Origin of the sequence: uncultured Campylobacter sp., assembly GCF_938018035.1 — a bacterium.
Taxonomy (GTDB): domain Bacteria; phylum Campylobacterota; class Campylobacteria; order Campylobacterales; family Campylobacteraceae; genus Campylobacter_B.
This window is the reverse complement of record NZ_CALIJF010000012.1, coordinates 1-11310: the sequence shown is the minus strand read 5'-3', so window position 1 is coordinate 11310 and position 11310 is coordinate 1. Positions and strand designations below refer to the sequence as shown.

At 35.9% G+C, this 11310-nt stretch carries 10 protein-coding genes, 1 pseudogene and 1 CRISPR repeat array; of the genes and pseudogenes, 2 read left to right on the top strand and 9 right to left on the bottom strand.

What is annotated here, in order from left to right; genetic code table 11:
* Positions 1-254 (top strand): annotated as a pseudogene (locus Q0257_RS00460) (hypothetical protein); the annotation flags it as partial.
* 116 nt (positions 255-370) lie between these two features.
* Entirely contained in the window at positions 371-982 is a 612-nt protein-coding gene (locus Q0257_RS00455) for a hypothetical protein (protein WP_298020173.1), read from the top strand.
* 467 nt (positions 983-1449) lie between these two features.
* Positions 1450-3965: direct repeats of the CRISPR family, unit length 30 nt; unit sequence GTTTCAATTCCCAATGGGATGGAATTCTAC.
* A gap of 388 nt (positions 3966-4353) precedes the next feature.
* Here Q0257_RS00455 and cas1 read toward each other — a convergent pair.
* Genes cas1 through Q0257_RS00410 form a run of 9 tightly spaced genes read right to left on the bottom strand, consistent with a single transcriptional unit; the run spans position 4354 to position 11268 of the window.
* Entirely contained in the window at positions 4354-5352 is a 999-nt protein-coding gene (gene cas1, locus Q0257_RS00450) for a CRISPR-associated endonuclease Cas1 (protein ID WP_298020170.1), read from the bottom strand.
* Between the two features lie 16 nt (positions 5353-5368).
* Positions 5369-5647, bottom strand: a complete 279-nt coding sequence (cas2, locus tag Q0257_RS00445; RefSeq protein ID WP_298020167.1) for a CRISPR-associated endonuclease Cas2 — start codon at positions 5645-5647, stop codon at positions 5369-5371.
* Positions 5648-5655: 8 nt separating this feature from the next.
* Positions 5656-6153: a Dna2/Cas4 domain-containing protein gene (locus Q0257_RS00440; RefSeq protein ID WP_298020165.1), complete on the bottom strand. Its 498-nt coding sequence runs from the start codon at positions 6151-6153 to the stop codon at positions 5656-5658.
* Positions 6153-8273, bottom strand: coding sequence for a CRISPR-associated helicase Cas3' (gene cas3 / locus Q0257_RS00435; RefSeq protein ID WP_298020162.1), 2121 nt, complete (start codon positions 8271-8273; stop codon positions 6153-6155). Before cas3 ends, Q0257_RS00440 begins: the two co-directional genes overlap by 1 nt.
* A 46-nt stretch (positions 8274-8319) precedes the next feature.
* On the bottom strand, positions 8320-9033 hold the full coding sequence (gene cas5, locus Q0257_RS00430; RefSeq protein WP_298020159.1) for a CRISPR-associated protein Cas5: 714 nt from the start codon (positions 9031-9033) through the stop codon (positions 8320-8322).
* Positions 9034-9951 carry a type I-B CRISPR-associated protein Cas7/Csh2 gene (cas7b, locus tag Q0257_RS00425; RefSeq protein WP_298020156.1) on the bottom strand — a complete coding sequence of 306 codons (918 nt, stop codon included), beginning with the start codon at positions 9949-9951 and terminating at the stop codon, positions 9034-9036.
* Complete coding sequence (locus tag Q0257_RS00420) at positions 9951-10154, bottom strand: TRIC cation channel family protein (protein WP_298020153.1); 204 nt, start codon at positions 10152-10154, stop codon at positions 9951-9953. The genes cas7b and Q0257_RS00420 overlap by 1 nt, the downstream gene beginning before the upstream one ends.
* Complete coding sequence (locus Q0257_RS00415) at positions 10105-11043, bottom strand: TM1802 family CRISPR-associated protein (RefSeq protein ID WP_298020150.1); 939 nt, start codon at positions 11041-11043, stop codon at positions 10105-10107. The genes Q0257_RS00420 and Q0257_RS00415 overlap by 50 nt, the downstream gene beginning before the upstream one ends.
* Before the next feature lie 12 nt (positions 11044-11055).
* Complete coding sequence (locus Q0257_RS00410) at positions 11056-11268, bottom strand: hypothetical protein (protein ID WP_298020147.1); 213 nt, start codon at positions 11266-11268, stop codon at positions 11056-11058.
* Positions 11269-11310: the final 42 nt, after the last annotated feature.

Here is an 11310-nt window from a genome sequence, read left to right as displayed (position 1 = left end):
TATGGAGATTGTATTATAATGGTGATAGTGTAAATATTATTTTGGATTATAAATATGATCAAAAAATAAATGGTAAGCTATTTGAAAGAGTGTGGGTAATATTAGGTTTTGAGGCTATAGAAGTAAAGGTTTTAGAAGATAGCGATATTGTATCGTTGTTGGAGGAAATATTGATTAAATTTCATTTTAAACCATACTGGGAGAGCCAAGATAATTTTACAGTAACATTAATAGATATAAGAAAGGATAAGTAGATAAGTAGTTTTTTGTCCTATCAGAATTCAGCTCGATAAATTTTAAAATTTAGCGTAGCTGAGGCTTAAATTTGATGAGAGATCACGACAAAGAGCATTAAAGGCGCCAAAATGAAATGCGATATAAAAGCCAAATTTATCTTAAAAGCTATGAATTGGGGAGTAGGGCGATAAAAGAGTTCATTAAAAAATGTTTTGAGCTAAAAGGGGTGAGGATTTTATTCTGGATCGCCTTGCTCTTTTTTACTGTAGACTGCTTGGGCGTTATATTTGCCGGCATAGATTGCGGTTTTTTGGCGGAATATAGAGGTTGTGATATCGCAAATCCGCTTTCTATTGTTATGAAAGCTTTTGAACTAACGTGGCACGAAGAAGCAAGCGATAGCGAAAGCGATATTTTTGGCGCTATGGTGTTGTATCTATTTTGCGCGACGGTAATTTTGCCTTTAATCATCTGCTGCTTTGTATTTTCCAAAATAAAGGCTTTTATTCTGCTAGATAAAATATCCGGCGCATCTGCATTTTTTATAAGTTTATTTTATACTTATCCGCTAGCTGTGATAATCCTAGCAAAAGCCGATTTGACTTGGTTGGGACATCTGTTTGACCGCTCAAATTTTAATTTTAATATAATGATGATAAGCGCTTTATCATCGCTAATAATCGCGTCTGTAACGGTTTTTATTCTAAAAAGAAGAGATAAAAATTTAATGCGGCTAAGTTTATGAGAACATCTTTTTTTGACCAAATTTTGCGTAAATTAATACGTAAAACTTTATGAATAGAGCTCAAGATATGTAAATTTAAAAGGGTAAATTTTGAAATGATCTTAAAATTTGCCCCTTTGACTTCAAATTTAAAATTTCAAACCGGGGGCTCGTAATCTTCTTTGCTTGTTTCAAATTTAAAATTTTAAGCTGCGAGGCTCTGAATCTAATTCGCCCACTTCAAATTTAAAGCTTGCCGGCATTTCAAATTTTATAATCTAAAATCCTCGTGTTTCAAACCACGCAACTTGAAGTTTCTGCTTCTTAAATTTAAAATTCTAAGCTCTGAGATGCGGAGCCTTACTCGATAAATTTTAAAATCTAAGCCGGAATTTTATTTGGTAAAAATTTTATCGGGTATAATTCTGCTCGGTAAATTCTATTAAATGCTCCTATAGGAGAGAAAAATATGAAATCTCAAATACAGCGTTTCAATTCCCAACGGGATGGAATTCTACTTCGCTTTTATGGCAATAGATTTAATGATAGTTTATAGTTTCAATTTCCAACGGGATGGAATTCTACATTATAAGCGCTTTTTCTATGCCGTATTTCTCGGCGTTTCAATTCCCAACGGGATGGAATTCTACCTTTCCAAGCGGTGAGGAAAATTTTATATGAATTGGTTTTAATTCCCAACGGGATGGAATTCTACGCATAGACGAAAAGTCGTATAGTCTCGTCTTTTGCTATGTTTCAATTCCCAACAGGATGGAATTCTACTCGAAGCCCAAATCACGGCTTTTTGCGAAAGCAAGTTTCAATTCCCAACGGGATGGAATTCTACCTGCATCGTAGATCAAAAAGTGGCGCATGATATTTGTTTCAATTCCCAATGGGATGGAATTCTACCTTATTTGCCGACAAGATTTATTTTTATATACTGACAGTTTCAATTCCCAACGGGATGGAATTCTACAAAGGTTGAATATGGATCTTACCAGTTTTAGCACTCGTTTCAATTCCCAACGGGATGGAATTCTACCTTATCCATTATTAGCGAAAATGCAGGGAATAGAGTTTCAATTCCCAACGGGATGGAATTCTACTTTTACGATGAATTTCAGAGGTAGTATAGCCGATAGTTTCAATTCCCAACGGGATTAAATTCTACTTAAACGCCTCAAATTTAGACGAAAAAAGATACTGTTTCAATTCCCAACGGGATGAAATTCTACAAAATTACCGCTCGCAACCGATACGAGGAAGAGAATTCAAGTTTCAATTCCCAACGGGATGAAATTCTACTCTTATTCGTTTTACCCATTGTTACCGAAAACGCCGGTTTCAATTCCCAACGGGATGAAATTTTACAATGGCTTCACTTGAAAGACTTGATTCTGCGCTTTCAGGTTTCAATTCCCAACGGGATGGAATTCTACGCAAGGTCAAGGCAGACAAATTCGTAACCGATTGTTTCAATTCCCAATGGGATGGAATTCTACCAAACCTCTAAATCATACCCGTCGGCAACACTATGTTTCAATTCCCAATGGGATGGAATTCTACGCAGAATCAGATGGCTCAGAATACCCTGACATTGTATGTTTCAATTCCCAATGGGATGGAATTCTACCGGAGCACGCTCTTGAAGATATTAGAGAGTTGGAATTGTTTCAATTCCCAATGGGATGGAATTCTACGACGTCCCAAAAAGCCTTAAAAACACCAAGAGTTGAGTTTCAATTCCCAATGGGATGGAATTCTACCCATTTTCCCATCTCCTCGGGCTTGATAGTCGGAGTTTCAATTCCCAATGGGATGGAATTCTACTAAAGCTTTTGCAGCCAAATAGTGCAGCGTCTTTCAGTTTCAATTCCCAATGGGATGGAATTCTACGAGAGAGCAAAACTCGTCCTTTTGAGCGTTGGGTGTTTCAATTCCCAATGGGATGGAATTCTACCCTTAGAACCCGCAACGTAAAGGTCAAAAACTTCATGTTTCAATTCCCAATGGGATGGAATTCTACCCTAGCTTTACCATCAGGAAGCTGAATTTCTTTTTGTTTCAATTCCCAATGGGATGGAATTCTACCCCATTAGGTCTAGCTTCGGGATCATCCTTGGTCGGTTTCAATTCCCAATGGGATGGAATTCTACACAATCTTTTCCTTTCCTTTTGATAAATTATATCGTTTCAATTCCCAATGGGATGGAATTCTACCAAATTTTAGTGGATATACGTGGACCGAGGATTTTAGTTTCAATTCCCAATGGGATGGAATTCTACGCACATCTCTTTATAAATATGAAAACGAATACGAATGTTTCAATTCCCAATGGGATGGAATTCTACTTAAGCTTTCAAAGCCGGAATTGATATGCAACCTGTTTCAATTCCCAATGGGATGGAATTCTACTAGCAAAAAAATTAGATCAGATTCAAAGCGCTAAAGTTTCAATTCCCAATGGGATGGAATTCTACTTCGATATGCAATTCAGATTTGCATATCGAAACGTTTCAATTCCCAATGGGATGGAATTCTACCATTGCGCTATGCGCTCATAAGCCTTTGGGCTTAAGTTTCAATTCCCAATGGGATGGAATTCTACAAAAGACTTCAACGATACGCTTATAGAGTGGGATTAGTTTCAATTCCCAATGGGATGGAATTCTACATTACCGATTTCTCAAAGCATAGCGATATGACCGAGTTTCAATTCCCAATGGGATGGAATTCTACTTCGCATCGCTTTCGATTTCGTTCAGCCGCATATCGTTTCAATTCCCAATGGGATGGAATTCTACTATTTGACGAATCTGCCTGGGTAGACTCCTCAACATTGTTTCAATTCCCAATGGGATGGAATTCTACGCGGAAATTCAGTGTAGAATTTGCTTACTTTAGTGTTTCAATTCCCAATGGGATGGAATTCTACCGGGCTTACTCGAGCTCCGTAAAGCTTACTGCACGGTTTCAATTCCCAATGGGATGGAATTCTACAGCACGAATTTTGCCATTTTTCTAGGTAGAAAGTGTTAGGAGTATATATTTTTATGCCTTAAAATGGACTAAATTTAAAAAAGCGCCTATTGCTCAATGCCAAAAATTAGGCATTTCAGAATCTTAAAAGCAACTTTATCGCTATCTATATGTATCGTGAGTGCAAATGTTAAAATCTAAATATAAAGATATTCAAAAATCGAAGTGTGAATAATAAAAAGCTGAAATTTTAAAAGCATATGCGTTTTTAAAGCCAATTCGTTCGCCGTTCCGTGCTTCAGATCAAATTTATTTCAAAAAACATGCATTTTAAGAGGGCGTAATCTATAGGCGTAAGTGATTCTAGTTAAGATTAAAAAAGCATAAATTAAGCTCGAAGCCCTGAGACCTACCGCCATACCAGCCCCTCGTAAGGCACGCCTTCACAGACGTATTTTTTAATCTGATTTGCCTCGCGACGGATAATTTGACGCCAGGTTAAGCTCTGTCCCGCTACGTTCGCGCAAGATGATAGTTTCTCAATCATTTTTAGCTCGATTTTTTGCACCGCTTCTCGACCGAATCGAATACGCCCCGCATCCGTTTCAAAATCTTTTGCCGTAATCTCGCGTTTGTTTAACATTCCGAAAATTAATCTATCGCCTAAAATAGGCTTAAAAATCTCTGCAAGATCTAGATGCAGACTTAGCGCACGGTAGTTTGGCTCATGTAAAAAGCCGATGCGCGGATCGAGCTCGGTTTTGTAAATTTCGCTGAGGCAGACGTTATAAATACGCGTATTTACATAGCTAATGAGGGCATTAATTTTATCTGCCGGTGGGCGTTTGGAACGCGTCGTAAATTTAAAACTGCACTGATCCTCGATGATTTCGTTCCAGGCCGCAAAATACTGCTTGGCAAAGCCGCCTTCCACCGCCATTACCGCTGCTATGTCGTAGACGCGCACTAGGGCATCCAGATGCGGCGCAGTATCGAGCGAGACGCCATAAGCCTTGCAATTAATAGCTGCATTTAAGATGCGAGCGCGAGTAATCTCGCGAGCGATAAAAAGGCGCTTAGAAAGATCATCAAAAGCCCTCAGCTGCGCCAAAAGCACAAAGCCGCTTTTATTTACAGAATTTGAAGTATTCGGGAAAAAACTGCCGCGAAAGCTCTGATAGGCGCTAAAAATATGCAGTAAAATGTTATTATCTGCCAAAAACGCCATAGCATAGGTATCAAGCTCCACTCGCGCCACAATATAAATTTCATCAATCGCGTTAATCGGCAAAATTTTACTAGTTAAAATTCCGCCCTCGTCGTTAAATTTATCGAAGTATAGATTATTATCTTTGCGGCGCAATCGGCCTGGGCTCAAAATAAAATGCGTGCAATCCAATTTTTGCATACTTTATCCTTAAATTTTAGCTGAAAATCGCTTCGTTTTTATCGCGTCCGATGACTAGGCGCTGTGAATATTTGAGCGAATTAAAAGTATAAATTACTACCGAATCAAGCTTGTTAGAGCATTCTTTTTGCAAAATCGCCATTAATTTTTTAAGATCGCTCGCTCTGATTTCACCCTCAAAAACGCTGAATTGCACGCGAGGCAGAAACTTCTCGACCGCCTTTCGGACGCGCGCGGCGTTATTTTTCTCCTTTTCGTCGCTGCTTGAAATATCGTAAAATAAAATAGCGTACATTCTATCTCCTAAATGCAATAATCACGATAAGCGCAACTCTCGCAAATCTTTTGCGGGCTAAATTTAGACGGCTTTGACTCGTTCACAAGGGTGACAATGTCGTTTAGAATTGTTTCGATTTTAGTGAAATTTTCGGCGCTGTCCTCAATGGTTATGACGGTTTTGCCGCTAATTAATTTGCCTTTCACCTCTTTTAAATTTAAGCCTATTTTTAAAAGATAGATATAAAAAAGTAGCTGCATCTTGCCTGCTTCTGGATTTTTTAGGCTCTTTTTATATTCAGTGATGAGATAATGTCCGCGCTGCTTGGAAAGCTTGTCGAATTTCAAATTTGAAAATGCAAAGTCCTGCAAATCGTTCTCTTTGATATCCGCTAGCGCCTTGCCCATCAGCATGTTTTCATCTTCCTGATTGGCGTGAATATTGTGTGCGTAAAGCCACGCCTCGCGCTTACAGGTGACGTAATAATTCACAAGCGTGCCGGTGATTTGGTCCTTGCAAAACATTAGTCGAAAAACTCATTCTTGAGATTTAAGGCGGCATCCTTTTTAATCCCGAAATTATTATTGTACGAAGTATCGCCGAATGGTAAATAATAGACATCTTTTAGTCCATCAATACGCTTTATATTTAAACGCTTTGCATCAAATTCTGTGATATTTACACCAAATCTATTAATTTTCTTAATAGTATTCGTAAATATATCTTTCTTATTAAATTTGTCCATATCAAGCCTATTGATTTCAAAAATTTCATTTTGAAATTCTTTAATATAATCTTCTTTTGGCTCAATTATTACTAAAATTTTAAGCCCATCATCCATCGCCTCGCTAATCTTTTCGTTTATATCGTAAAATCCGAGCTCTCGCATCTGCTCCGCTAAAAATAAGCCCTCTAGGCTTTGCTTTATGGAGCTGAAATACCTAGTGGAAATATCTAAAATTTCGCTTTCGATGATATCCCTTTGCTTTAGAATTTTTACCAAAATATTATCGCTAATACGTTTTAAATCACCGTAAATGAGATCGGAATAGTCGCAAATATCGTTAAATACGTATAACTCTCCCAGAGCTGTGAAATTTCTATTTATACGACCAGCAGTTTGGATAATCGAGCTAATGGGCGCTATCTCTCTAAATCCGACATCAAAATCCAAATCCACACCAGCTTCGATAGACTGCGTAGAAATTAGCAAGATCGGATCACCGTGCCCACTTTTATTTTTAGCAATCGCGTCTTTTATATTTTCGATATTTTTTCGTTTGTGATCGTCGCACATATATCCGTTTAGGCAAAAAACTTTAAATTCGTCGCAAAATTCCAAAAATAGCTCTTGAGCTTTTTTAATAGTATTTACGACGACTAGTGTATTTTTGCTTTTTGCCAATTGTCTAATCTTATCTTTTAAAGTACTTTCGTCACCATCAAACCACTTTAAAACGTATCTATTTTGATCTTTGAAATAATCCAAATTTGAAATTTCTTTAAATTTAGTCGCATCAATAATAGGCATCGTAGCGGACATAAAGATAAAAATGCAGCCGAATTTCTCCGCCATCATCTCGCTAAGTTTCATAAAATCCGCCCTGAACTTATACGGTACCGCCTGCGCTTCATCGATTATTATTACACTATTTTTTAATCGGTTAAATTTTACGCTATCTTTATTTTTGTTTCCAAAGAGTGCAAATATAAATTGATATAGCGTGGTTACGTTAATATCTCCGCTACAGGAATCCATCAAAAATTTAACTTTAGAATAGCGATCTTGCGGGGTACTTTCATCTATCGTAGTTTTGTGATGAATTTTATGAATTAATATATTTTTATCGTCTTTGAAAATCTCTTTTATCTCATCATAAACTTGATCTATGATAGCCGTAAACGGCAGCACGTAAATAATACGTTCTTTATTAAATTTAGCGGCAAAATTTAGCGCAGTCAAAGTCTTACCGTAGCCTGTAGGCGCGGTTAAAGTAAAAAGATTATGATTTGTATCGAAATTATTTAAAACGAATTTTCTAAACTCGCTTCTTTTCGCGTTTGGCTTACGATTTTCCAGGGCTTTGATATATTTTTCGATCGTATTAGAATTCGCCGGTTTAGAAACAGGAATTCTTTGATTAAAAATAGCTTCATATTTATCACTATAAATAAGGGATGAAAATATGTCTTTGAAATTTAAAAAGTCATCGTAATCAAACTTCTTTTTCGCAAATTTGAAGTATTCTCTTAAATGTTTAGCTTTAATTAAAAGCTCATTTTTATCCCTTTTAATATCTTTGTAAATTTCTAAACCTAAAGCTTTATCTAAGACTTCATCCCAAAAGCCTAGCTCTTTCGAGCTCTCAAAATATTTACCGAAATTTTTATTTTGCGTTGTAAGCTCACAAAAATTTTCTACATTTCCATGGTGTGACACGATGGATAAAAACCCAAAAGCCGTATCTAGCTCATTAAATTCTGAATTTAGTAAAAATATGTAAGCGGATAATAAAGCATGATTTTTATCTGCAATTTTTTCGGTAGGATTTTTGATATAAATTTGAAAATTAGTTTTTAGCTTAGCTATATCGTGATAAATTTTAACGCATTGCAAAAGCCTACTATCCGCTTTAGCAAGCATATTTGTTATATGCTTTATTAATGGTTTATTAGGATGCGATAGCGGCTCACTTTGCAAAGTAGACCCTGTAGTCATTTATTTGATAAATATTTCCTCTATTCTTTGCTTTGAGTTGACTATTGCCGCTTAACTTAATAACGAAATCTTTAAAATCCTTAAAAATTCGACCCTCTTCGCATCCGCAAACCATTCTAGCCGTAGTAAGTCTGATATCAAAGCTTTGTGCATCAAATATAAAATCGTCCATCAAAACGAACGTATCTATAAAACTTTCTTTTTCATGAACCAATTCACAATTTTTTATCTCGATATATTTAAAATCCGCTATACAAAAATTTATACCTAAATATGGCGTAAAGACACATCTATGAGCTTTTAAGCTGTTGATTATATTTTCTTTATAAGAAACATTTAAAGCACTTAAATCAACGAATATAACATATCTAGGATCTTTTATTAGCTCTTTATAAAACTGCTTTTTCTCACTAGAATCTTGGTAGCCTTGTTCGATATGCATACTTGAAGATAGAGCAAATTTTATACCGTTAAAAATCATAGTTTTTTTGCGAAATTGCGAACTTAAAATAACGCTATAACCTATATCGTTAAGTTTAAAATAATTCATTTCACCTATAATCGCCCCCAAAAACCCCATTACTGCAGTCTTTGGCGGCACCGGGTATGTAAGAGACGAGTAGATAGTAGCCGGATGAGAAAAATGCGCATAATCTCCCGATAGCTCAAAAGCTATTATATCCATTTAAAATCCTATTTTTATCCAATTACTATCAAATTGTGATCTGTTATTTTGCTCGAAGTCAAAATCGCTCATATACTCTATTTTTTCGATCTCTTGCGCGTATCTAGTAAGTTTAGCTTTTAATCTAGAAAAATCAATTGTAAAATCATTTATACTTCTTATCTCCACATCTTCTTTGCTACTATTTATAGCCACACAGTTATTTAAATCTCCAGCGAAAGTATCATTTTTATATGTAATTACTAGCATAAATCTAGGTATCTGACCCATTTTCGTGCGAGTAATTAAATTTTTAGTCCCACTCCAGAGCGCGCTTAAAATCACTTTCACATCATCTTCGCTCAAATTCGTAATCTTTGCACTATGATTATCCACTATTCCGTAAGTTGCAAACATTGCATAATTTAAAAAATCTTCTTCCCTAAACGTTTTATTCGCCTTATCGCTACCGCTTGCAAACGCGCCGGTGCCTTTTATATGCTCTACCGCAACTCTATGAAGCGATCTGCTCATTCTAAACTGAATGGGTCCGACAAATTGAATTCCTGCTGTTTTTATGCCTTCTTTTTTCATCTCGTCTTTATCCGATATTGGCAAAACTCCACCAAATGCGCGAATATCAATAAATTTAGATAAAATTTCTTTTTCTATCTCGATTTTTTCTTGCTTTACATTAATCACTTCACGTATTGCGCTTTTGCAATCTAATACATTTTCATCTCTTTTATACTCTTTAATAAAAATCGTACTTTCGTCTTTTTTCATAATTTCATCTCTAATTGTTCGTTTTATACGTACATCAGTAACTTCTGCTATACCCGTCTCATCGTCTATCCTAGGAGCGTTATCTCTTAGCATATCGCCGTTTGGATTAAAATTTTCGCCGTCCCAAAGAAATAGAATTTCTTTCTTTTTCATTACTCGTCTCCTTGAGTGTTATCTTTAATATATTTCGTAAAATCACTTCCGCCCATAGCAAAAGCCAGCGTTACATAAGCGCTCTTAACTCGCTTTTGAGATAAAAACGCATTTGGTAAAATTCCAATCAAAATATCGCGCATGATTTCTATATTAGCTTCTTTTTCCTCGCGATACATTGGAGAGTTTTTTGTTAGTTTCATCGCACTTAGTCCAAATCCGTTCTAAAAGCTCTTTCGTAATTAGTCCAGCATTATTCAGCCATTTTTCGAATGAACTATTTTTGCTAATAGCAAATTGGCGATTTATCAACCCTGCAGACATCATTCCTAGCAAATATGCGCTCTGCAATACTTCATTATCTTTTAGAAATTCGCTATTTTTCAAAATAGAGCTTATTAGCTCTTTTTTATCGCTTAAGCTTTGCAAATTAACCTCCCTTGCAAATGATATTTTTTCATTTAAAGCACCCATTTCATTAAAGAAATTTTGATATTTTTCGATACTTTCTATACTTCTATTTTGATATGTCTTAACGCGATTAAAATAAAATCCCCATTCTATTTTTGACGCATAGCTAGAGTTAATATTGCCTTTATAAATCAAAGCAGCATATTTTTCCATCATATCATCTAAATTCATCCTATTTTGCGATAATAAAAAATCCATAATATCGATGTTTTTAAGAAATAAATTTTGCATGTAAATAGTATCGTCTTGTTGATCTTTACTATCTTTTCGCCTAATCGCCCTAATATTATATCTACCCATTAAATCGGAAATTTTAGAAATATAAGACGGCAATACATCATCTATTTGCAATAATACATTAACCGCAGCATTGCTTTTTTTATAAAATAGAATTGTATTTAGCACGGGCATATTTGCTTGCGCTTTAGCTACGGATTCCAACTCGTAATTAATACTTTCTTCGATATTTTGTATGCCTTGCAGATCTTTTTTCTTTTCGCTCGGATCTTTTAAAATTTCCACTATTTTTTCTAATAAATTTGCATCATTTACCATTAACGTCGGTAAGACCGCCATTTTATACCCGTAAAAATTAAAAGATAATTCCTTATCAATTGCCATTGGGATCTTCCTTTAGAATCTGAAGTGGGCGAATGCGCGGTTAGCCTCGGCCATGCGGTGCATATCTTCCTTACGTTTGTAAGCACCACCCTGGTTATTGAAAGCATCCATGATTTCAGAAGCAAGCTTATCAGCCATGCTCTTACCACCACGCTTACGTGCAAAGGCAATCATATTCTTCATTGAAACACTCTCCTTACGATCTGGGCGAATCTCTGTTGGCACCTGGAAAGCCTATTGTTCTTGGCTCTGGGTTAAAATATCAAG